This window comes from Bartonella pachyuromydis (genome assembly GCF_039543065.1).
GTDB classification, from domain to species: Bacteria; Pseudomonadota; Alphaproteobacteria; order Rhizobiales; family Rhizobiaceae; genus Bartonella; species Bartonella pachyuromydis.
In genome coordinates, this window is record NZ_BAABJA010000001.1 from 427,022 (window position 1) to 452,070 (window position 25,049).

Sequence of the window (25,049 nt, forward strand, 5' to 3'; positions counted from 1 at the left end):
CAAGAATTCATAAGTCACCTACATAGCAGAATAGATTATTCTCTTTTAGGGGCAATGATATGCGTGAGTAAAATTCATCTCTATAACCTTTGCTCTACGCGATCAATCCCCAAAAGCTTTACTGAAAAATAGCAGGTTATCCAGTGTGAACAAAAATATCTTTGATAACAAGGAATGAATTTCATTTTAAGGGATCAAAAAGAGAACTTTTAGTTTAGAATTGAATCTCTACATCGCATTGTCTTTAAACGTATTTTCCGATGCCTTCTTTGAGTGGTTTGTTTAAGAAGCAATGCACTTGTAACCAAACAAGCAATGTATCTATTGTTCGTTGAATTTACTCTAACTGATATACATAATGAACGGTTGATGGGCATCATTCGGATAACCCCTCTCTGGTAAAAACAAATATTTTCAATTAACGCTTTGCATAAAATAATTTTTATGTACCCAGAGATGACGTTTGCAGCTTTAGACACCATGGCTGTAACAAAGGCTTTGTCTCATCCAGTTTGTCGATGACTTGATTGTTATGAAGCAGAAAATAAAGAAACACTTTTCTCCAAATATTATGATGCAGCCAAGAAGTCTCCTGTTGAATACAAACATCGGAATAGACAATAAAGATTGAATGCAACGAGATGTCCGTTTAAGCTCTGAGAGGGAAAATCTGTGCGCTGCTTTTAAACGCGCACATGAGTGATGCGGGCGTTTTTTTCGCATCATTTGTTTTAGGATACCGAAAGAGAGTGAAGGTAACTGAGGTAGCTTATCTTACATACATGTAGAGCTCGCTTTGATACAAAAGCTGTAAATGTCCTTGTACTTCATATTGTTTTATCAATGTAGATAATCGTTGCAAATATTCGTCTCCATGCTTAGTAATAGCGCATTGTACTTGTGTTGAAGAGCGGATCATGCCAATAAAGGTATCGGATGGAATTGTCATCGTCCAATTGTGTGTATGAAGAGAAATATTTTCTGGATTTTCCTCAAGACCATCACGCATTTCCTGTAGGAAATCAAAATGACGATAATAACGGGAATAGTTAGGGCTCATTTCCTCTAATAATGTCTCATAAGCGTTGAGAAATTCGCTCTGTTTAAAATCACGATTATTTTGAATGACTGCCATAACACCTCCATCTCGGAGTTGGTTTGAGACAGTGCTAAGCAACAGAGGGCGATTCATCCACTGAAACGCTTGCGCTGCAACAACAAGATCGATTTTACCGATTTTAGGCAATAAGCTTTCAGCTTTGCCTTGATACCATTGCACAAAAGGAAACTTTCTTTGCCCTTGCTTAATCATATCTGCTGAGACATCAATAGCATGATATTGATGTTCATTCCCTAGCATTTTAACAATTCCCTCTAATGCAATGCCTGTTCCAGCCCCCACATCTACGATAGACAAATGCTTTTTATCCTTAAAAGGAAGCAGCATAGTTTTCAATAAGGCAAAAGGATAGCGTGGATGATAGCGATCATAATCATCAGCCAATCCGTCAAATTTTTCATTTTTTGGTTGAACGCTTTGTATCATAGTACCCTCCTTATAATTGTTATCATACATAATTGAGAAGCTCTTCTTTGGCTAGTATTAAGCATAAGTTCTGAAAAAGGGAGAAATGAGTAGCACCCTTTAGTTTAGTATCTTTTCTCTTTCATTCGATAAAATTGATGCGCACATTTCTCTCTCAATGATCTCTTTTGCAGTGCAATCATAATCAGGTAGAAATTTTATACATTCCGATAAAAATCCGTCTCAATTCTAGCGCGATTATCGCATCAAAGTTTTGAGCGAGTCTTGAATTTACAGCTCACTAGATGCGAACGATCAAATCCGAATACTGGAATGCAAAAAATGAGGTCACGCATTTGCACGCTATCAGAAAATTCAAGTCAAAAATTTCAGAATCTTCCACTTAAGGAGTTTAATATTCTTGATGCCTCTCTCTGGTATCGAGAGATAAATTTTAAACATGCCCTATGTCTAAAAAGAGATTTTGCATATCAAATGACTGAAAGAATGGATGGTTTTATAAGATGTATTTTAATAAAGATGTTTATAATTCCATGTGGTCTTTAACGACATACTCTGGCTCTTTTATTGCTTTATGTGGGTTTGATGGGAGTGGTAAGACAACGCAGATAAAAGAGCTTGCCCACCATTATGCACAAGAAACAGGTCATACAAACTTTTCAACCCAGTCATTGGTACAGAAATAATCCAGAGGCTAGAAATTATTTAGAGAATGGTAAAAGCATCGATTCATTACTTTTAGCACTATTAGCTGCGACAGATAGACGAAAACATATCCTTGAAATTATTGAACCCTCTTTAATGTCATCACAAAATTTATTAATCAGCGATCGATATGTTTATTCTAGTCTTGCTTATTTTTATACGCGAGATCTTTCTGTGGTAAAATTAAACCAATCTCTTCCAAGGCCTCATATCACATTTTACCTTCATTTACTGCCTGCTGTGATTATAGAACGGTTGCAAAAAAGGGATGGTTTAATTTTAAAAATACGAAGAAAAGCTCTCATTTATTGAAAAAGTTTGTGAAGTATATCGATTTTTATCAAAAACAGATGAACGATTTATCATAATTGATGGAACTTCCCCTATTTCTTCAATCCATCATCAAATACGCCATCATATAGATAAGATTTGTTTTGGCTAAACATAACTGTAATATTGAGTATTAAACTTAAAACCTATCTGCGGTATATTCTTTTATATTTTTACTTAAAGCTTATATAGGAAATTTTAGAGATGTTATAATAATTGATATGTGCTTGAAAAATATTGCCTTGAATATTTGAAGCTTTTTACTGGGAAATTATCTATCATTAAATTGCAAAGTACTTTTTTGAAAGATTTTTGGTAGGAGAGTGTAAAGTACTAAAAAAATCATCAATATTTATGGCGATGATAATAACTTAATTTTTTACATTAAATTTAGCGATATAAGCACGATAAGGTGTGGATATGCTCAAATATATTTGCATAAAGAAAGTAAGTTAAAGCTGAAGGCAATCATGTCTCCTTTTTGTGAGGATTTAATATTCCCTCTTGTCTTTCACAGATGCAGTAGCAAAGTTTCTTTCTTTTTTAATATTGATATCTATAAAATGACATCAGTTTTGGCTTGGTAAGGTTTTGCTGGTCTTTGATTTGCAGCTTTTATTCTTTGGTACAAGAAAAGCAATTATTTCACCATGACTATCCTGTGTTGACGGTGTAAATACTCAATGAGAGCAGGAATATTTATAAATTTTCAAGATTGTAAAATGATTTAAGCTTATCTCTAAGGTGTTTTATTTTATAGAAAAGTGAGTCACATTATGACAAAATGGATATTTAAAAGCATCCAAATGAGGAATTTTTTTAATTTCATTGGCTAAAATATAAAATTGTAAAAAAACATATCTTTTAAAATGGGTTTCAATATATATCGTATGATATTGATATGAAGCGGGTAATTTATGTTCGCGGCAAATTTGAAAGAACGCGCTGCTTTATTCGAGAATAGAACTTTTCTCTATTTTACATTGAGTGGTTTATTTGCTACATTTGGCAATGGGCTAAATTATATCGCTTTGTCATGGCTTGCTTACAATCAAACGAGTTCAATTCGTGGTGTAGCGCTTCTCATGTTTTTTCTCTGGATGCCGAGCATTATTTTTGCGCCTGTTTTTGGCGTATTGGCAGATAAGTATAATCGTAAAATGCAGATTATAATTTCAAATCTTGTCAGGGGGGTGGTACTCGTGGCTTGGGTAATACTTGGAAAATTGGGCATAGAAATTGAATTAATAGTTTTATCTACCTGTTTAGGTATTTTTATCTCTTTTTATATGCCATCAGCTATACCTTTAATCCAAACGATTGTTCCAAAAGAACAGCTCGTCAATGCAAATGCCACTATCGATATGGTTTATGAACTTGGCACAATCATGGGTATGGGGGTAAGTGGATTTATACTCGCCTATGCAGGAACAAAAGGAACGCTTCTCATAGGTGGCATATTTTTTATTATTGCTGGTTTGTTTAACTTTGCAATGAAGGTGCCTGAAACCCGAGGATATGAAAGCCAAAATAAACTCAATTGGTGGAAAAGTTATATATCGTCATTTCATTATTTTAAGCAGAATCCGGTTCTTTTTATGCCTTATGTAAGTCAGATGATTATTATGACTCTTTTGATGACCATTCCTGTTATTCTTGTTCCTTATACACAAGAGATTTTAAAAGCAGATGGCAGGATCTTTGCAATATTGGAAGCACTTTATTCTGCAGGCGCTTTGATCGGTGCGCTTTTTTCGCCACTTCTTTGTAAAGCTTTCTCTATAAGTAAAACACTGGCATTTTTATTAGCTATTATGGCTATCGGTCTTATTATTCTGTCTGTTAATATACAGACACACATTGTTTTTCCTATTTATTTCATGATTGGATTTGGACTTTCAAGTTGGGCTCTTTCGATTTCTTTATCGCAACTCTCTTGTGATCCCAAATATCAAGGAAGATTGCAAGCAAGTTTTAATGGTCTTTCTGGGTGCTTTATTCTTGGAGTCTATCTCTTTATGGCAAGTGATACCAACAGCATCTCATCTCAGTCGATATACTTTTTTCAAGGTATGATTGCTGTTATTGGTACGCTCATCGCCCTATTTTACAAAAGTAAAAAACAATAAATTTTATTTAAGCGTTATTCACAAACAGTTGCGAGAGCCTTCATATTTTGCTTTTAAAGAGGAAGTGAATGCTAGGGAAGCTAACCGATAAAGCATAAATTTTATTGATGCTCTAAAATGCGCGTTGTGTTGATGCATTACCAAGAAAGCGCGTCAAGAGTTCTTTTTGATCAAGTTCACTATCGCCATGCTTCTCTCATACAGCGCTTTAAGACTTTGAAAAGTTTTTATGTTTTAGCAAGCAACACCATCATACTATTTGCCTACTTCCAATGTTATAACAGCCCTTGGCGCTGTAGAGCATTTATGAGAATCATTTCTTTCCTCATTTTATCTATACAGCAATCCCGCTTGTGAAACGCAAGCAAATGGTTTTAAGGGGGGGGGCAAGAGATCCAGATTTGAACGGAGAGAATTTTAGGATATGCGGGGTTATTATTCAATAGGGAGAGCGATAAATTATCTTTATAAATCAATCTAATGAAAATAATAGAGAGTAGAACAATTCGCTTTTCTTATACCTGCTATGTTTTCTTAATTGCGTTCTTCAAAATCCATATGAATAATTGTGTCCGTCTTATCGATTATTTCATCTTCATTGGAATGAATGTTTTTGCGACGGTGCAAAGTTTGTATAATTTCTTTTTTCAAAATTGCATCTGCTTCGCTTAAACGATGAATACTCAGTTCCAATTCAAGAGATAAAGCCAAATCCACGCACAATTTAAGCTCTTCCCCAATATCAAAACCGCGTTGATAGTCATCATAAAGACCAACAAGTGTATCGGATAATTCTTTATCGCATAAAGAGGCCATGCTCGCTCCTCCACGTTGCGGCTTTTTCGTGTGGCTTTGATATTTTAGGTCTTACCTCACGGTCATCACCAAGAATTGCCATGTATACCAACATGATCATTTTGTCAATTTTCTACAAAGGAGCAGTTTTAAAAATGCTGTTAGTTAGAAACGTTATTGCGTTAATGTTATGAATTTTCCAACTGTGAAGAGATGTAGCAATATTTTTACTATAGGATTTTCAGAATTTAAGCTGTATCGTTAAACAGCTTTTAATTTGCATGTAAGAGAGAATATTTTTACGATGAACAAAGCGCGTTAAGATTTTATCCTTGCCAATAAAAGCCAAATCAGTACCATTGTTAATAAGCAAGTGCGGTTTATAAATATTTAGCCTTTGCAGAAGAGTTGATATGCTCATTTTTTGTAGAACATCACTTATCTTATCCATTTTGTATTGACTTTTAGACATTGATAAACCTTTTACCTTATGTTGTAATTTAAAAATGATGGGAATACGTTTGATATGTAGATCCTTGCAAAGAGGTTTAAGCAGTATTGTTACGCAGGAAGATGAGAAAAATCGTATTAAGCTGTTTTGCTGCTGAAAGGATGCGACTGTAATTTTTAAGAGAGCGGTCAATAAATTGGCTTAACGGGCAAACTGATAAAGTGAGTAATGGCGCGTTTGGCTTTTTCATTGGGCTGTGTCCAAATGCTTTTGACACTGGAAAATAATTTTTAAGAGGTTTTTGTACTTTTTCCAAGGTCATATGACAACGGGGCAGTTTAACAAAATACCACGGCGATCGCATTTTTGTGTGATTGTCATAGATTTTGCTCCTGCTTAAATAGATGGTAAAGCATCCATTTTTGTAGGGTTTATTTAAATAACCGCCACCTTAACGGGCAGTGATAGTAGGTATACAGCCTAAATAGGCTTTTGGAGTAATTTTGGGGGCACGTCCTGAAAAAGAATCTAAAACCGAATTAACAAGACGTTTTTGTGAAGTGCTACGTGTACTTGGTTTCACGGAGCGTAAACAATTTGCTAAACATTTTGGTGTAACTGTTGGTTCTATAGGGACTTATGAGACCGGCATAAGTGAACCTACCGCCTCTGCTCTCTCTAAATACAAAGAAATTTGCGGTGTTTCATTAGATTGGCTGATAACTGGTAAAGGTGAAATGTTCACAGACACAGACAAGGCAAAGGCTGCTGGTTTTAAACCGCAAGCGATCCCTGCAGGGGTGATGAAAAAGCTTGGGCATTTAGTTTATACAACTTATTATGATGTACAAATAATACTTTCTCCTGAAGATGTGGCGGAATTAGCAGAGAAGCTTTATGGAAAATTGCAAGAACTTATTCAAAACATCTATGATATGGAAGAAGTGGAAGCCACTTTGCTTCTATTAAAACTTCATTTAAAACGCCAAATCGAAGCTGAAAAGGCACAGCAAACAACGACAAAAGAAACAGATGAATGATCTCAAAAGAAAAATCTTTTTTGCTGTAAAAATATTCTCTCAAAAACAATGCCTTGAATGATAAACATCTCTAAGACATATTTCTTGTTGAATTTTTCTACGGGATACAAAGCTGCAGATAATACAGAAAATTCATTTTATTGGTTTTTTATCTATTCCGCATATTTTTATCATTTGGGGATACAGAAAAAGATTGGCACAACGTGCATATTCATTTCCAAATATACTGGAGATATTTTTATCTAGAGATAAATGAACGAATGATATTCAGAGGAAAAAGAGAGAAATTATAAAGGCTTGACCTGCGAATAATTTGATTTTTCAGTTTTTTATCATTTTGGGTAAAGTTTTTGTATTTTCTTTCATAAAGAAAAAGCAAATTTTCAAAATATAGCATTTGCTGAGAAGAGAAAGCTATAAATGTCTTATATTTGATAAGTCAGACGATTCACTAAAATATGTATTTTAGATGATAGGACGTCTAAACATGCTGATATCTTAGCGATATATTTTGAGAATGTTCAAAGAATATCAGCAATTATCTTTGCACTAACAGTTCAAATGCAACAGTACGCATTTTTCTGTAATGTCCGTTTAGATAATTAAAAACCTATAAGCTATTCATTTTCAGGCGACCTTTTGTATTGTTTGTACAAAAAACAGAGAGAGCATGGTTTATTTGTAAAAAATGTTTTGAGAGCTTGTTCTAGATGCTCATTCTTAAGAGAGGTTTATGAAAAAACTCTGTAGTACGAAGATAAAATCGCTCAAAAAAGTGACAACTGATATTATATAGCAATAAATGGAAAAGTTTTTTCGAACACTCCTATCCCATGCTAAGGGAGAGTGTCTCGTAGCAAAAATTCGGTAATGAGTATGATTATTATTTATCATATGATGTTATAAGTTTAAAAAAATAATTTTATGCTTATAAGAACAGTTATTTTAAAGAACTCTTTTTGTATTTAATAAGAAGTATTTTGCAAATTAATGAAAAATTATTTTTCATACTCTTGCCATTCTACATATGTGCTTTATTTGAAAGGTAGAATTGCTCTTTAAGAAGCTGTTTTTGTTATGAGATAAATCGCGATATTTTTGAATGGAGATTTAATATATTCTCAAAACTTTGTATTTTGCTTTAATTTTAGCTTGAATCCCTTTAGCTAAAAGGGTTGGGGACTTTTCTAGATTCAATGTTTTTACAGAGATTTTAGGATGATGCCGTAAGTTAAGAAATGCCGGCATCAGGAGGGGACAGCTTTACCTTTATTTATTCGTTTTTGGTGCGCAAACGAGGGTTTTGTCTTGGGAGTTTTTGCGCGTTGCAATGATATTGAGTTCTGTTGGAGGAGGTTTTTATGAAAAAATATTCAAAATCAAATTTACTTAAAGCGGTCTCATTAGGAACCGCCATGGCCACACTTTTATCAAGTGTCTCTCCCGTTTTAGCTGCAAATCTTGCTATAGTAGGAGGGACGAGTCAAAGTACACCTAGCACAGGTGTTCTTTATCCGTACGGAAGCCATGGGAGTATCGTTTTTGTTGGTGATGATGACTTCTGCGGTGTGGATAATGTTCAAGGGCGTGGAGGCAAACAACAGGAGAACCTTAATAATAAAATAACTGCAAAGCAAGAGTTTGAAAATTTTATTGTTAATCAAGCAGACAACAACGGTCGTAATCCTTATGGCACAACCACTGAAAAGGTTACTTGGGTAAACGATGGGCTTCTGACCAACGATGCTACTTATATGGGAACTCATACAGGAGGATCTCAAAATATTATGCCTGAAGCCTATGGTGTTTATTCTTTTGTAACGGGTTGTGGAGCTTCAGCAACAGGGAACTATTCAACGGCATTTGGTGCTGGTGCAACCACAAAGGCTGGTGGAGCACAGGCTTTTGGTGTTGCGGCGCTTGCAAGCGGTACAGCAAGTGTGGCTATGGGAGTGAGTTCAGAAGCATCAGGGGTTTCCTCAGTTGCTATTGGTGGACTTGCAACTGCTTCTGGTAAAGATACTGTTGCTTTCGGGACAGAGGCAAAAGCAGAAAAGGAATATGCGATTGCTATTGGCGCGAGGGCGGAAGCTAAAGCATCAGGTTCTATTGCAATTGGTGGCGTTAAGTCAGACAGAACAACAGAAGCAGATCCCAAAAGAAAAGCCATAGCGAAGGATGAAAATGCTATTGCTATAGGTTCATACACTTTTGCTGAAGGACACGATTCAGTTGCTATTGGTGCAAATGCACAAGTGAATGTTCAGGATGGCGTTGCTATAGGTGGTGGCTCTGTCTCTGATAGAGAAAAGGAAAAGGGGTATGACCCTGCAACAGGTAAAGAGACAACAAAAACCGATATAGTATGGCAAAGCACAGCAGGTGCTTTTAGCGTTGGTGAAGTTGAAGGTCGTGATGGTAAAAGTGTAATAACACGGCAGATTACCGGTGTGGCTGCTGGTAAAAAAGATACCGATGCCGTGAATGTCGCACAGTTAAAAGCTATGAGAGATGTCATAGCAGGAGGGGGAGGTTGGCAGATTTCTGCTAACGATACAGATCCTACAGCAGTGAGTGCAGGTGATACCGTAGATTTTTCAGTGAAAAATAGTGAGTTAGGAAAAGATAACTTAACGATTGCAAAAAACACTGAAGAGAATAAGCATAAAATTGAATTTACTTTAGCTGATAATCTTAGGTTAATAAGTGTCACTACAGGTCAAAGCTCTATGAGTGATGATGGCTTTTTTACTAATGGCGTAAATGGTACACGCATGACTGTGGATGGCTTTTATGTGAATGATGATAAAGGCCCAAATATGACTGAGGATGGTATTGATGCTGGCCTCACAAACGTTAAAAATGTGTTAGATGCAACTCAAGATCATGAGGCAGTGAATTTGGGGCAGCTGAAAAAATTTACGGCAGGAATTAAAGGGGGCGGTTGGAAGCTTTCTGTTGAAGAGGGAGAGGCTACAGATGTTAATCCAGGCAGCACAGTTCGTTTTTTTGCTGTTGCGAATAATGATACTGGTCACAAAAATATAAAAATTGCAAATACAAGTGGGCAAAACATCTCTTTTGATTTAGCTGATAATATTAATGTAATGACTGTCAAAACAGGAGAAAGCATTATGGATGCTTCGGGCTTTCGGTTTGACGGTGGTGGTGGACCGAGCATAACTATTAACGGTATTCATGCTGGTGGTAAAACAATTAAAGGAGTGGCGGCAGGGGAAGAAGATACCGATGCAGTGAATTTTGGGCAGCTGCAAAAATATGTAGAAGAGAACGGGGGAAACTGGAAGCTTTCTGTTGATGGTAAGAATATTACAGATGTTAAAGCTGGCAATACAGTAGATCTTGTTGCTGCAGGTGAAGACGGTAGCAAAAATATCAAAATTGTAAAAGATAACAATAAAGTCACCTTTTCTTTGAATGATACGCTTAAATTGACGAGTGTCATTACAGACAACAGCATTATGGATGCTTCGGGCTTTGGGTTTATTGATGGTAATGGGCCCAAAATAATGGTAAGTGGTATTGATGCAGGGAATAAAAAGATTACAAAAGTAGCAGATGCGGTTGATGATACTGATGCAGTGAATTATAAACAGTTGAAAGATGTAAAAACACTTGCAGAAAATGGCTGGAAGCTTTCTGTTGATGGCCAAAATGCTACAGATGTTAAAGCTGGCAATACAGTAAATCTTGTTGCTTCTGAGAGTAAATATGGAAACAAAAACATCACACTTAAAAAAGACAATAATGAAGTTAAGTTTGACTTAAATGAGAATCTTAAGTTGACAAGTGTTGTTACAGGCAACAGCATAATGAGCAAAGATGGCTTTAAGTTTGTTGATGGGGGGCCAAGCGTAACTATGAATGGTATTGATGCAGGGAATAAAAAGATTACTAAAGTAGCAGATGCGGCTGATGATAGCGATGCAGTAAATTATAAACAGTTGAAAGATGTAAAAACACTTGCAGAAAGTGGTTGGAAGCTTTCTGTTGATGGTAAGAATATTACAGATGTTAAAGCTGGCAATACAGTAGATCTTGTTGCTATTAAGCATAAAAACGATGATGGTAGTGAAAATGATGACGTTACAAATATTAAAATTGTAAAAGAAGGCAATAAAGTATCCTTTGATTTAAATGATTATATTAAAGTTAATCGTGTAGAAACAGGGCTGAGCAGTATGAGTAATGCCGGTTTCATGATCAGGGGTGGTCCGAGAGTGACATTGGGCGGTATTCATGCGGGTAATAAAACGATTAGCGGAGTAGCAAATGGTGTTTTAGACGAAGATGCAGTAAATGTTTCGCAGTTGAAAGAAATAAAAAATGAAATAGCAGGCAATAATCTTGTTAAATGGGATGAAGGACAGAAACTTATCACTATTGGTGCTGAAAAAGGTGGCGCAAAAATCAGTATTGCTAACTCTGACGGCGAAAATCGAGTTGTTTTTGGTGTTGCAGATGGTAACCTTGGAAAGGATTCGAAAGAAGCTATTAATGGTAGCCAAATCAATAAGATATCAGGAGATATTGCGAATTTCTTTGGTGGAGATGCAGCATTTGAAGGTGGTAAATTTGTAGGACCAAGATATAATTTATCTAAAGTTTCTGCAGATGGTGAAGTAATTCAATATACAGCTGAAAACGTTGGTGATGCTTTGACAAAGCTTGATGCGAATGTCAAAAATGTCAATAAACATATACAATATGTAGACAATAAATTTGATAAGTTTTCTCAAGATGCCCTCTTGTGGGATGAGGGAAAGGAAGCATTTTCTGCACGTCATGAAGTAGGAGGTCAAAAAACAAACAGTAAGATTACCTCTCTTTTGGATGGTGATATTACGGAAAGTTCAACAGATGCGATAAATGGTTCTCAGCTTTATACGATGGCCGATAAGATTGCTAATTATTTTGGCGGGGGTGCGCGTTATGAAAATGGAAAGTGGGTTAAGGGACCTGAATTTAAAGTTTCTGAGCGCGGTGAGAATGGTGCTCTTGTGCAGGGAATATATTATAATGTCGCGGATGCTTTTGAGGGTGTTGATAATTCTATCACAGATATCTACAATCAGATTAAAAATGTGACAGAAAATAGCCTTGTGAAGCAAGAAGGAGAAGACGGTCTTATCACTATTGGTAAAGTAACAGGTGGAGATAGAATTAGTGTTGCAAATAAAAATAATCAAGAAAGAACCATTTTGGGTGTGAAAGAAGCAGAACTCTCTAGAACATCAACAGAAGCAGTTAATGGTTCGCAACTTTTTGCAACTAATCAGAATGTTATCACTGTTACTGATAATTTATCGAAAGTTGCTCAAAATACATCGAAGTACTTTGGTGGCAGAACGGATGTACTTAACGGTATAGGGCCAGCCTTTCTTATTGATGGAAACTCATATAATAATGTTACAGATGCTTTCACAGGTGTGAATATTTCTATCCATAAGATTGATAATAAAATCTCTGATTTGGAAAAAAATAATCTTGTTAAGCAAGAGGGAGGTGTATCAGGTATTATCACTATTGGTAAGGATACCGCTGGTACTGAAATCAATATTGCAGGATTTGGCAAGGTAGCACGCAAGATTTCTGGCGTGCAGGCAGCAGAGAAGGGCGATGAAGCTGTCAACAAAGACCAACTTGATAAAAGCATAGAGAAAATTTCTAAAGATATTGAGGCAGCAAGTGTTGCTGCAGTTCTCTATGATAAAGATGAAAATGGTATTGTTAATTATGGTAGTGTAACTTTGGGTGGCGATAAAAGCAGTGGACCAGTTTCTCTTCGCAATGTCAAAGATGGCAGAATTGCTGCAAATTCAATGGATGCAATTAATGGTAGCCAGCTTTATTCCATAAGCAATCAACTTGCTGCTTATTTCGGTGGTGGTGCTAAATATGAGAATGGCCAATGGACAGCTCCTCAATTCAAGATTGTTCAAGTCAATGCTGATGGTACGACAGTTGAAAACACGCACAATAATGTTGCTGATGCCTTTGGTGACGTCAATAAAAATATGTCAAACATTAATAACCGTATTGATGATGTTATCAACAAGGTCGATTCCGATGCGTTAAAGTGGAATAAGGAAAAGGGAGCCTATGATGCTACTCATGATGGAACACCAAGTAAGATTATCAATGTAGCTGATGGTAAAATTGAAAAAGGTTCCAAGGATGCGGTTAATGGCGGACAACTTTGGCAAACCAATGAGCGTGTTGCGAAGGTTGAAAATCGTGTTACGGATGTTGAAAATCATGTTGAGATTATTGACAAAAGAGTTGATAATATTTCCAATACGATTGGGGATATTGGTGATACAATTGCCAATATTAATGTCAAAGTTGATAAGATTGATGACAAGGTTAACAATATTTCTGAGGATGCTGTTCGCTATGACAGAGATGAAAATGGTAAAAAAACCAATAAAATTACTCTGAAGGGGAGCGATCCTAGTGAACCTGTGATGATCGATAATGTTGCTGACGGCCGCATTGAGAAGGGTTCGAAAGAAGCTGTAAATGGTGGACAACTTCATGACTACACCAAAGAACAGATGAAAATCGTTCTCGATGAATCGAAGCGCTATACAGATCAACGGGTTAATAATATCGTTATCGATGCCATTGACGATGCCGTTGATAAGTCCAAACAATATACTGATATGAAGTTTAATGCTTTAAATTACAGCATTGAAGGGGCACGAAAAGAAGCAAGGCAAGCAGCGGCTATTGGTTTAGCAGTAGCAAACTTACGCTATAATGATACACCTGGAAAATTAAGTGTTGGATTTGGAAGTGGTTTATGGCGTAGCCAATCTGCCTTTGCCTTTGGTGCTGGCTATACATCAGAGAAGGGAAATATTCGCTCTAATGTATCTGTCACCACTTCTGGCGGCCATTGGGGTGTAGGTGCAGGGTTCAATATGACTCTGAACTGATATTCGAAAACTTTTTAAACACACTTTTTGCCCTTGCTTTGATGAAGCAGGGGCATTTTGGTAAGAGCTTTAAAATCCTTTCATGAAGTAAAAAATCCTATCCGTGAATAATAATCCCTCTCTTAACAGGATGATCCATAAGCATAAAGATTATGGACTCTTCATAGAGGATACAGTTAAACAAATGATGCGTCATCTTTGATAAAAACGAAAACATATTTACTCATGAAAATCACTTTTTTATGTTTCCCACATTGATTTTTACACAAATGCTCCTAATTCTCCTAAAAGGTGAGGTAGCAATGGCAGCTTATATTTTGTTTTATTTATGATCTAAAAACACGCTGTAAAAGCACAAATACGCAAAGAAAAGAGAGAGCTTTAAAACTCTAAAATCTGTCTTTTGTGTTTAAGAAGTATTATTATGAGGGGGGATATGATGAAAAAATTATATACGACACAAACGGCATGTGATTTAAATTTTTCTCGTTCACATGAAAGAACCTCGTTTTTTAAAGTTGTTTCATTGGGCACTGCGGTGGTCTTATTTTTATCAAATGTTTCTCCTGTTTCTTCAGCAAAACTTGATTTAACAAAAGTATCTCTTGAAAGTGTAAAGAATTCTGCTGTGGTTTATCCGCAAACTATTCTTTCTCCTTATATTGATGATAACAGTGGTATGGATGGTGATAAGTCTGTCATAAATATTTTAACAGTTGACGGAAGCTCTATAAGAGGAGATGCACAAAATATCTTTACAGCAGGGATTGTTGTTGTTTCTAATTCAAAAAAAGACAAGAAGACTAAAAATGCTGTTGTTTTAAATCCAAAGACATATACGACAAAGAAGAAAAGTGCTGCTACAGGATCCATGGCTCGCGCTTTAGGGCTAAGCAGTAGCGCTATAGATTCCGACTATAATAACCAAGATGACACTGGGGAGTATACATTCGTGAATGATGATTCTCCAAGAGCAAGGGCTGAAGGTAATGCAGATATTGCTATAGAGACTGAACCTGAAACGCGAGCATATAGTAATGTTATTCTTGGAGACGGTTCTGCAACAGAAACGCCTGCTGGTGTTTACGGTTATAGTTCTTTGCGAAAAGGTCCAGCAAATAGTGACAACTTGGTATGGAAAAGTACTGCGCCTGCAGCGACTGTTGGTGATTCTGATAGGGGTATAACGCGACAGATTCAAGGGGTAGCAGCTGGTACCAAGTTTTCTGATGCGGCTAATGTTGGACAGTTAAAAGCGTTAGAAATATACGTAGACCAAGGTTGGAAGCTATCTATTGGAGGGGAAAATGCTACAACGGTTGGTATAAAGAACGTGGTAGATTTATCAACAGGAAGTAACAACCTTGAGATTACAAAAGGTAAAGACAATAATAATGTCAAATTTGATTTAGCTGAGAATCTTGAGTTAATAAGTGTTACCACAGGTCAAAGCTCTATGAGTGATGATGGCTTTATTATTGAGCATGGGCCAATGATGACTACTGATGGTATTGATGCTGATAATAAAAAGATTAGAGGAGTAGCGGCAGGGGAAGAAGATACCGATGCAGTGAATTTCAAACAATTAACTGAGGTGAAAGGATTGATATCAAAAGCAGGAGGCTGGAAGCTTTCTGTTGAAGATGGAGATGCTACAGACATTCAAGCTGGCGGTACAGTAAATTTTGCTGCTGCAGGTGAGGATGGTAGCAAAAATATCAAAATTGTAAGAGATGATAACAATGAAGTACGGTTTGATTTAGCTGAAAAGATTACAATAAAAAGTGTTACCGCAGGGAATACTCTTATAAGTGATACAGGTTTTGCTTTTGTTGATGGTAATGGTCCCCAAATAACTGTAGATGGTATCGATGCTGGTAATAAAAAGATTACAGCAGTAGCAGAGGGGACTGATGATACCGATGCAGTGAATTTTGCACAGCTACAAGAGACAAAAGATCAAATAGTAAAAAATAGTCTTGTCAAGCAAGATGAGGGAAAAGCAGGTTGGATCACCATAGGTAAAGAGACAGGTGGTTCTGTAATTAATATTACAAACAAATCAGGTGATGCTCGTACAATTTCCGGTGTGAAGGCAGCAGAGAATGATGATGAAGCCGTTAATAAAAAACAACTCGATGGTGAAATTGCAGATATCACGTACAGTATTAAGGTTATTAAAGAAGCAAATAGCTTTGCTGTCCTCTACGATAAAAATGGTGATGGCACTGTCAATTATAATAGTGTGACTTTAGGTGGTGATAAGACTACGGCACCAGTTGCTCTCCATAATGTACAAGCTGGTACAATTGCAGAGGGGTCGCATGATGCAATCAATGGTAGCCAGATTGAAAAAATATCCCGAGATGTAGCAAACATTTTTGGTGGGAATGCGGAATTTAGTGAAGGTATTTTGTTCGGTCCACTATATCATTTATCGCAGATTTCTGAAGATGGTGTAGTATCTAAGGATCATAATAATGTTGGTTCTGCTTTGACAGGGCTTGATGAAAATATCAACTATGTGAATAGCCGTATAAAATATGTAGATAATAAATTTGATAAGTTCTCTCAAGATGCCCTCTTGTGGGATAATGGAAAGGGCGCATTTTCTGCACGTCATGGAGCAGGAGATCAAAAAACAAACAGTAAGATTACTTCTCTTTTGAAGGGTGATGTTACGAAAGATTCAACAGATGCCATAAATGGTTCTCAGCTTTATACGATGGGCGATAAGATTGCCGATTATTTTGGCGGTGTTGCGCATTATGAGAATGGAAAGTGGGTTAAGGGTCCTGAATTTAAAGTTACTGAGCGCGGTGAGAATGGTGATCTCGTTGAGGGAACGTATTTCAATGTTACAGATGCTTTTAAAGGAGTCGATAATTCTATCACAGATATCTATAATCAGATTAACAATGTGACAGAAAACAGTCTTGTGAAGCAAGAGGGAGAGAACGGTCTTATCTCTGTTGGTAAAGAAACGGGTGGTACAAAAATCAGTATTGCAAATAAAAATAATCAAGAGAGAACCATTTTGGGTGTGAAAGCAGCAGAACTCTCTAGCACATCAACAGAAGCAGTAAATGGTTCACAGCTTTTTGCTACTGATGAAAGAATTGCCAATGTTACTGGTGATTTATCGAAAGTTGCGCAAAATACATCGAAGTATTTTGGTGGCAACACGGATGTACTGAACGGTGTAGAGCCAGCCTTCCTTATTGATGGAAAGCCATATCATAATGTTACAGAGGCTTTCACGGGTGTGGATGTTTCTATCCATAGGATTGATAATAAGATCTCCAATTTGGAAAAAAATAATCTTGTGCAGCAAGAGGGCGATGTATCAGGCATTATCACTATCGGTAAGGATACAGTTGGTACTGAAATCAATATTGCAGGATATGCTGGTGCAGGGCGTACTATTTCTGGTGTGCGGGCAGCAGAGAAGGGCGATGAAGCTGTCAACAAAGACCAACTTGATAAAAGCATAGAGAAGATTTCAAAAGATATTGAAACGGCAAGCATTGCTGCAGTTCTCTACGATAAAAATGAGGATGGTACTGTCAATTATAAGAGTGTGACTTTAGGTGGAAGTGATAACCAAGCTCCAGTTGCTCTCCATAATGTACAAGCTGGTATAATTGCAGAAGAGTCGCATGATGCAATCAATGGTAGCCAAATCAATAAGATATCAGGAGATATTGCAAATTTCTTTGGTGGTGGTACAGAATTTAATAACGGAGTTTTTTCAGGTCCACAATATAATTTATCTAAAGTTTCTGCAGATGGTAATGTAGAACAGAAGGCCTTTGACAATGTTGGCTCAGCTTTAACAGGGCTTGATGCGAATGTCAAAAATGTCAATAGTCGTTTGACACATGTCACCAATGAATTTAATCAGAAATTTGATGATTTCTCTAAAGACGCCTTGCTTTGGAGTGAAGAAGAGCAAGCATTTTCTGCACGTCATGAAAAAGATGGACGTAAAACAGACAGTAAGATTACCTCTCTTTTGAATGGTGATGTTACAAAAGATTCAACAGATGCCGTAAATGGTTCTCAGCTTTATACAATGGGCGATAAAATTGCTAATTATTTTGGCGGTGGTGCGCGTTATGAAAATGGAGAATGGGGTGAGCCTACTTTCAAAATTTCTCAGCGTAATGAGGATGGCACTATTGTTGAGAAAAAGCATCATAATGTTGCTGATGCTTTTGAAGGTGTCGATAATTCTATCACGGATATCTATAATCAGATTAACAATGTGACAGAAAATAGTTTTGTGAAGCAAGAAGGAGAGGATGATCCTATCACTGTTGGTAAAGAAACAGGAGGGACAAAAATTAGTATTGCAAATAAAGATGGTCAAGAAAGAACCATTTCTGGTGTGAAAGAAGCAACACTTTCCATAACATCAACAGAATCAGTCAACGGTTCTCAGCTCTTCAATATTGCTCAAAATACATCTGCATATTTTGGTGGTAGTACAGATGTAATTGAAGGGATAAAACCTACTTTTGTTATTGATGGAGAGACATATCGTAATGTTACAGAGGCATTTACTGGTGTGAATGTTTCTATCCATAATATTAATGATAAGATTATTGAGATGAAAGAAAATAGTCTTGTTAAATGGGATGAAGGACAGAGACTTATCACTATTGGTAAGGATAAATCTGGTACTGAAATCAATATTGCAGGATATGCCAGTGTAGCGCGCAAGATTTCTGGCGTGCAGGCAGCAGAGAAGGGCGATGAAGCTGTCAACAAAGACCAACTTGATAAAAGCATAGAGAAAATTTCTAAAGATATTGAGGCAGCAAGTGTTGCTGCGGTTCTCTATGATAAAGATGAAGATGGTATTGTTAATTATGGTAGCGTGACTTTAGGCGGCGATACGAACAAAACTCCCGTTGCACTTCTCAATGTCAAAGATGGCAAAATTGCTGAAAATTCCCACGATGCTATTAATGGTAGCCAAATTAATGAAATATCTAAGGATATTGCAAATTACTTTGGTGGTGATGCAAAGTTTGTTGACGGTGCTTTTAAAGGACCCAAATATACTCTATCTGTTATTACTGAAGATGGTCAGGTAGCAAAAGCTAATTATCATGATGTTGGCTCAGCTTTAACAGGGCTTGATGCGAATGTCAAAAGTGTAAATAATCGTATAACGAATGTAGCCAATAACTTTAATCAGAAAATTGAAGGTATCTCCAAAGATGCGTTATTGTGGGATGATGAGGAGCAAGCATTTGTTGCACGTCATGAAAAAGATGGTAAGAAGACAAATAGCAAGCTTAAATATCTCGTAGATGGTGACATTTCTGCAGATTCAACGGATGCAATTAATGGTAGCCAGCTTTATTCCATAAGCAATCAACTTGCTGCTTATTTCGGTGGTGGTGCTAAATATGAGAATGGCCAATGGACATCTCCTCAATTCAAGATTGTTCAAGTTAATGCTGATGGTACGACAGTTGAAAACACGCACAATAATGTTGCTGATGCCTTTGGTGACGTCAATAAAAATATGTCAAACATTAATAACCGTATTGATGATGTTATCAACAAGGTCGATTCCGATGCGTTAAAGTGGAATAAGGAAAAGGGAGCCTATGATGCTACTCATGATGGAACACCAAGTAAGATTATCAATGTAGCTGATGGTAAAATTGAAAAAGGTTCCAAGGATGCGGTTAATGGCGGACAACTTTGGCAAACCAATGAGCGTGTTGCGAAGGTTGAAAATCGTGTTACGGATGTTGAAAATCATGTTGAGATTATTGACAAAAGAGTTGATAATATTTCCAATACGATTGGGGATATTGGTGATACAATTGCCAATATTAATGTCAAAGTTGATAAGATTGATGACAAGGTTAACAATATTTCTGAGGATGCTGTTCGCTATGACAGAGATGAAAATGGTAAAAAAACCAATAAAATTACTCTGAAGGGGAGCGATCCTAGTGAACCTGTGATGATCGATAATGTTGCTGACGGCCGCATTGAGAAGGGTTCGAAAGAAGCTGTAAATGGTGGACAACTTCATGACTACACCAAAGAACAGATGAAAATCGTTCTCGATGAATCGAAGCGCTATACAGATCAACGGGTTAATAATATCGTTATCGATGCCATGGACGATGCTGTAGATAAATCCAAACAATATACTGATATGAAGTTTAATGCTTTAAATTACAGCATTGAAGGTGTACGTAAAGAAGCAAGGCAAGCAGCAGCCATTGGTTTAGCTGTGTCTAATTTACGTTACTTCGACGATCCAGGATCTTTAAGTGTCTCATTTGGTAGTGGCACGTGGCGTGGACAATCTGCATTTGCTCTTGGCGCTGGTTATACGTCTGAAAATGGAAAAATTCGCTCTAATCTATCTGCAACAAGTGCTGGTGGTCATTGGGGCGTAGGCGGTGCGATAACTCTGAAAATAAAATAATATGAAAACTAAATTTTAAGAGAATTTTTTCCTTTATCTTAATTGACAAGGGTAAAAATTCATTTTGACAAGAAACAATCAAAGTTACAAATGAGATAACAAAGAGTGAATTTAAATTTTTAAAGCAATAAATTATAAAGAGCTGAAGCGTAAAACAAAACACAACATTCATAATAAAGCTCTTTTTCTAACTCATGTATAATTTGGTAAAAAGGTAAAATACCACATATGAATACTTTCTGCTAAAAGCAGTTTAAAAGAGCTCTAAAATCAATGTATTAATTAATTTCTACAGAAGACAAGTTACGAACTTATTATAAAATACACATTTACTTATTTATCTCTTTATTGCTGTCATAACAGGTGCTGAAGGCATACAAAATTATAGTGCTGATGATGAAACAGCATTCTTTAGTGCTTTTATACTGAAAGGGGAGAAATGAAAGTGTAAATGCCTTTACTTAGCAAAAAGTCAAGCAGCATTTGATAATAGCACATAGTGCGTTCTAACACACATCTGCTTTTGGTATTGAACTGTAAAAAAAGTGATACCATTCTAACCTTTGTAATGCGTTTAGGAAAAAAGAAATACAAACGCAGAATCTAGAGATAATAACATCCTTTCACGCATTTTAAAAAATCACCAAACCCGTAATACTAAGCTTATTTGACTTAAAAAACCTTTTTTACAGTGCAATAAGTTATTATTAAATAAAAAGGGCAGATCAAAAACTAAGAAAACAACATCCCCTTGCAAAAAAATAATCAATCAGTCTAAAAAATTAAGGAAATATTAACCAATATACAAAAAGATACCTCTTGTTTTCTTTAAAAAAGACGATAAAATACTAACACATTACTTTAACTAAACATAATTTCTCGCTCTTTTCAATTACGCTTTAATTTTCTGAATACGTTAGAAAAAAACAAATCGGGGGACCTTTAACATATACATTTAAATATGTCTTTTTTTGTGTTTATAGTTAATTTTTTTCATTGGGGAATTTGTTTATGAAAAAATTATGTACAAAATCAGCGGGGATTGATTTAAAATTTTCTCGTTTTCTTTTTATTAAAGTTCTGTCATTAACTTCAATTGCTGCGCTTTTATCGAGCGTTTCTCCTGTATTGGCAAAAAATCTTGATTCAAAAGAAGAAATTTCTACGAATATAAAGAAGGTTGCTGTGGCATATCCAAAAAGTGTTATCTCTGCTTACGACACCTCTGCCAGTTATTTAGAGCCTCTTTATGGATCAAAAGAAAATTATGTGACAGTGCTGAATACAGTGCTGACACCAAAAGTAAGCGCTTCTACAGATGACAGTGACTATGTAAATTTTTTAACGAGCACCCTTTCTGATGGGAGTGATGATAGTGTTGTTGTCAATACTCTTACGGCAGATGGTAAGAAACGTTCGAAAAGAGCGGTAAGTACAGAGGAAGAAAAGAAGCAATCTATTATCAGTCCGCAATTGTCTGTTCGTAATAGTATGTCTTCCCAACAGCTTGCACAGCATGATGAGAATACAGAAATTATTGGTGTATTTAATGCCTCGCGTGATGATTCAACGGCAATAGCGCAGCTTGATGCCGGATTACAACGTGCAAATACAAATGTCACTTTGGGTGGCGGAACGCAAGTACAAAAACAATTCAGTGTTGCTGTGGGTTATATGGCGCATGCTGTGGGGGAAAGCAGTACTGCACTGGGTGGTGAATATAATGCTAATAGTGAACACGGAGAAAATGATTATACAACGGCTAGTGGTAATTATTCAACAGCTTTGGGGTCTGTTTCTAAGGCTACTGCAAATGGTGCAACTGCTGTTGGTCATCGTGCATTCGCAAAGGGTAAACAATCTATTTCTATGGGATTTTATTCGGAAGCGAATAAAGAGAGAAGTGTTACGCTTGGGGATTATGCTGTAACTGAAATAGCAGGAGGAGTTGCATTGGGGAGTGCTTCTGTATCTAATGTTGCAGCTGGTGTTGAGGGTTATAGTCCTCTTGGGAAGAAGGGGGAAAATGCCGATTTTGTATGGAAAAGTACACAAGGTGCCGTTAGTGTTGGTGATATTTCTAAGAGTAAAACGCGGCAAATTGGAGGCGTAGCAGCAGGTAGTGCAGATACTGATGCTGTGAATATTGCGCAGTTAAAGTCATTACAAACATACGTAGATAAGGGTTGGAAACTTTCTGTTGGCGGTGAAAATGCTGAAGCTGTAGGGATAGACGATACTGTAGATTTTGCAGCTGGAAGTAGCAATTTCGAAATTATAAAAGGCATAGAAGACAATAATATAAAATTTGATCTCGCAAAGAATATTACACTGGATAGTTTAACAGCAGGTACGAATACCTTAGATGCAACAGGCTTAAAAATTACAGACGGTCCGCAAATAACAGCTGAGGGTATGAATGCTGCTGGTAGGAAGATAACAGGTTTAGCAGACGGTAGGGATGCGACTGACGCTGTGAATTTTGCACAACTGCAAAAAGTTGAAAAACAAGTTGCAGCCAATAGTTTTGTAAAACAGGATGATACAACAAAATACATTACCATTGGTAAAGATACAGATGGTGATAAAATCGATATTACCAATATAAGCGGTGCAAATCGGATTATTTCTGGTGTGGCAGATGCAAAAAACAATAATGATGCTGTTAACAAAGGTCAGTTTGATACAAGCATAAAAGCTGTAAATAACGAAATAACAAATAAATATAATGAGCTTACTCAAAACATAACGAATATTACACAACAAGTTAAAGGGGATGCTTTGTTATGGAGCGCTGCTGATAAAGCCTTTAGTGCTCAGCATAGAGAAGGTGAGACAAAGACAAATAACAAGATCACTTTTCTTGCAAATGGTGATATCACTGAAAGCTCGGCGGATGCAATCAATGGCTCTCAGCTTTATTCGACAAGTAATAAGCTTGCAGGTTATTTTGGTGGTGGTGCTGAGTATAAGGATGGCGAATGGAGTGCTCCAACTTTTACGCTTAAAACGGTTAACACTGATGGTGAAGAAAAAGATGAAACTTATCCGGATGTAGCAAAAGCTTTGGCGGGAGTTAGTAGTTCTCTTACAAACGTTCAAAATAAAATCACCAATGAGATTACCAACCAGATTAATAATGCTATTACCAAAGTGGAAGGTGAGAGTTTCATTCAGCAGGATAAGGAAACAAATCGTTTCACTATTGGTGCCAAAACAGAGGGCACAGAAATCAATATTGCCAATAAAAGTGGCAAGGATCGGATCATTTCTGGTGTGGCAGATGCAAAAAACAATAATGATGCTATTAACAAAGGTCAGCTTGATACAAGTATAAAAGATGTAAATAACGAAATAACAAATAAATATAATGAGCTTACTCAAAACATAACGAATATTACACAACAAGTTAAAGGCGATGCTTTATTATGGAGCACTGCTGATAAAGCCTTTAGTGCTCAGCATGGAGAAGGTGAGACAAAGACAAATAGCAGGATCACCTTTCTTGCAAATGGTGACATCACTAAAAACTCAATGGATGCAATCAATGGATCTCAGCTTTATTCAGTGATCAATTCCCTTTCTGGATATTTTGGTGGTGGTGCAGGCTATCAGAATGGGGAATGGAAAGATCCGACATTCTATGTTTCACAATTCAAGAATGATGGGAATGGTGATAACAAGAAGGATTATCATGATGTAGCAGGTGCGTTTGAAGGTGTGAATGATAGCATGAAAAATATCAACGATCGTATTAATAATGTAGAGCAGACTGTGTCAACGAACGGCTTAAATTGGAATGAGACAGAGCAAGCTTTTGATGCTCGTCATGATGGAGTTGATAGTAAGATTACGCATGTAGCAGATGGAGATGTATCGAAAGGCTCGAAGGATGCGGTTAATGGGGGACAACTTTGGGAGACGAATGAGAAAGTATCTAAGGTTGAAAAGCGCGTAGACACTATAGGTCAACAGGTAAAAAATATTGAAAATACGGTTACGAATGATGCAGTTAAGTATGATAAAAATGATAAGGGTGATAAAATAAATAAAGTCACATTAGCTGGTGTGAATGAAAGTGATCCAATCGTGTTAGACAATGTAGCGTCCGGTGACGTATCCAAAAATTCAAAACAAGCTGTAACTGGTAGTCAACTTTGGGAGACAAACCAGCAGATAGATGTAGTCCTTGATAAGGCAAGAACATATACGAATGAGCGTTTCAATGACATTATCAATCACCAAATGGGTGATGTTATTAATGAGGTAAAATCTTATACGGATATGAAATTTGATGCTTTAAATTACAGCATTGAGGGTGTGCGAAAAGAAGCAAGACAAGCAGCGGCTATTGGTATAGCAGTGGCCAACTTACGCTACAATGAAACGCCTGGAAAATTAAGTGTTGGATTTGGTACCGGCTTATGGCGTAACAAATCTGCGTTTGCCTTTGGTGCTGGTTATACATCTGAGAGTGGCTCTGTTCTATCGAATGTATCTGTCACTAATTCTGGTGGTCATTGGGGTATAGGTGCGGGATTCAATATGACATTGAACTGATAATCAATAAAATAGCTTGAGTAAAAACATTTTTGCCCTTGTCTTCAATAAAGGCAAGGGCGAAAGTT

The 25,049-nt window shown here is 36.7% G+C and carries 11 protein-coding genes; 7 read left to right on the top strand and 4 right to left on the bottom strand.

Features of this window, described 5'->3' with window-relative positions; all coding sequences use genetic code 11:
* Window positions 1-769: 769 nt before the first annotated feature.
* Window positions 770-1,546, bottom strand: coding sequence for a class I SAM-dependent methyltransferase (locus ABD917_RS01790; protein WP_345118365.1), 777 nt, complete (start codon window positions 1,544-1,546; stop codon window positions 770-772).
* Window positions 1,547-2,049: 503 nt separating this feature from the next.
* Here ABD917_RS01790 and ABD917_RS01795 point away from each other — a divergent pair.
* The 3 genes from ABD917_RS01795 (at window position 2,050) to ABD917_RS01805 (ending at window position 4,710) form a co-directional block, all read left to right on the top strand.
* Window positions 2,050-2,232 carry an ATP-binding cassette domain-containing protein gene (locus tag ABD917_RS01795; protein WP_345118396.1) on the top strand — a complete coding sequence of 61 codons (183 nt, stop codon included), beginning with the start codon at window positions 2,050-2,052 and terminating at the stop codon, window positions 2,230-2,232.
* Complete coding sequence (locus ABD917_RS01800) at window positions 2,177-2,563, top strand: dTMP kinase (protein WP_345118366.1); 387 nt, start codon at window positions 2,177-2,179, stop codon at window positions 2,561-2,563. Before ABD917_RS01795 ends, ABD917_RS01800 begins: the two co-directional genes overlap by 56 nt.
* Before the next feature lie 935 nt (window positions 2,564-3,498).
* Window positions 3,499-4,710 carry an MFS transporter gene (locus ABD917_RS01805; RefSeq protein WP_345118367.1) on the top strand — a complete coding sequence of 404 codons (1,212 nt, stop codon included), beginning with the start codon at window positions 3,499-3,501 and terminating at the stop codon, window positions 4,708-4,710.
* A gap of 534 nt (window positions 4,711-5,244) precedes the next feature.
* Here the strand turns inward: ABD917_RS01805 and ABD917_RS01810 are convergent.
* The 3 genes from ABD917_RS01810 to ABD917_RS01820 form a co-directional block, all read right to left on the bottom strand.
* A complete protein-coding gene (locus ABD917_RS01810; protein ID WP_345118368.1) occupies window positions 5,245-5,526 on the bottom strand; it encodes a hypothetical protein in 282 nt (93 codons plus the stop codon).
* A gap of 220 nt (window positions 5,527-5,746) precedes the next feature.
* Window positions 5,747-5,977, bottom strand: coding sequence for a hypothetical protein (locus ABD917_RS01815; protein ID WP_345118369.1), 231 nt, complete (start codon window positions 5,975-5,977; stop codon window positions 5,747-5,749).
* 76 nt (window positions 5,978-6,053) lie between these two features.
* Entirely contained in the window at window positions 6,054-6,206 is a 153-nt protein-coding gene (locus tag ABD917_RS01820; RefSeq protein ID WP_345118370.1) for a hypothetical protein, read from the bottom strand.
* Window positions 6,207-6,459: 253 nt separating this feature from the next.
* On the opposite strand from ABD917_RS01820, the gene ABD917_RS01825 reads away from it, so the two are divergent.
* The 4 genes from ABD917_RS01825 to ABD917_RS01840 all read left to right on the top strand — a co-directional run bounded on the left by ABD917_RS01825 (window position 6,460) and on the right by ABD917_RS01840 (window position 24,981).
* Window positions 6,460-6,996, top strand: a complete 537-nt coding sequence (locus ABD917_RS01825; protein WP_345118371.1) for a helix-turn-helix domain-containing protein — start codon at window positions 6,460-6,462, stop codon at window positions 6,994-6,996.
* A 1,361-nt stretch (window positions 6,997-8,357) separates the two neighbouring features.
* Window positions 8,358-13,958, top strand: coding sequence for a Vomp family autotransporter (locus ABD917_RS01830; RefSeq protein WP_345118372.1), 5,601 nt, complete (start codon window positions 8,358-8,360; stop codon window positions 13,956-13,958).
* Window positions 13,959-14,394: 436 nt separating this feature from the next.
* The gene (locus ABD917_RS01835; protein ID WP_345118373.1) at window positions 14,395-20,421 is read left to right on the top strand and encodes a Vomp family autotransporter; all 6,027 of its coding nucleotides are present in this window, start codon (window positions 14,395-14,397) and stop codon (window positions 20,419-20,421) included.
* A gap of 1,011 nt (window positions 20,422-21,432) precedes the next feature.
* Window positions 21,433-24,981, top strand: a complete 3,549-nt coding sequence (locus ABD917_RS01840) for a Vomp family autotransporter (protein WP_345118374.1) — start codon at window positions 21,433-21,435, stop codon at window positions 24,979-24,981.
* The last annotated feature ends 68 nt before the right edge of the window (window positions 24,982-25,049 follow it).

Excerpts from the sequence above, each read along its gene's own strand:
- ABD917_RS01790 (WP_345118365.1), bottom strand. The coding sequence starts at position 1,546 with ATGATACAAAGCGTTCAACCAAAAAATGAAAAATTTGACGGATTGGCT.
- ABD917_RS01840 (WP_345118374.1), top strand. The coding sequence starts at position 21,433 with ATGAAAAAATTATGTACAAAATCAGCGGGGATTGATTTAAAATTTTCT.
- ABD917_RS01795 (WP_345118396.1), top strand. The coding sequence starts at position 2,050 with ATGTATTTTAATAAAGATGTTTATAATTCCATGTGGTCTTTAACGACA.
- ABD917_RS01800 (WP_345118366.1), top strand. The coding sequence starts at position 2,177 with ATGCACAAGAAACAGGTCATACAAACTTTTCAACCCAGTCATTGGTAC.
- ABD917_RS01835 (WP_345118373.1), top strand. The coding sequence starts at position 14,395 with ATGATGAAAAAATTATATACGACACAAACGGCATGTGATTTAAATTTT.
- ABD917_RS01820 (WP_345118370.1), bottom strand. The coding sequence starts at position 6,206 with ATGAAAAAGCCAAACGCGCCATTACTCACTTTATCAGTTTGCCCGTTA.
- ABD917_RS01805 (WP_345118367.1), top strand. The coding sequence starts at position 3,499 with ATGTTCGCGGCAAATTTGAAAGAACGCGCTGCTTTATTCGAGAATAGA.
- ABD917_RS01810 (WP_345118368.1), bottom strand. The coding sequence starts at position 5,526 with ATGGCCTCTTTATGCGATAAAGAATTATCCGATACACTTGTTGGTCTT.
- ABD917_RS01830 (WP_345118372.1), top strand. The coding sequence starts at position 8,358 with ATGAAAAAATATTCAAAATCAAATTTACTTAAAGCGGTCTCATTAGGA.
- ABD917_RS01815 (WP_345118369.1), bottom strand. The coding sequence starts at position 5,977 with ATGTCTAAAAGTCAATACAAAATGGATAAGATAAGTGATGTTCTACAA.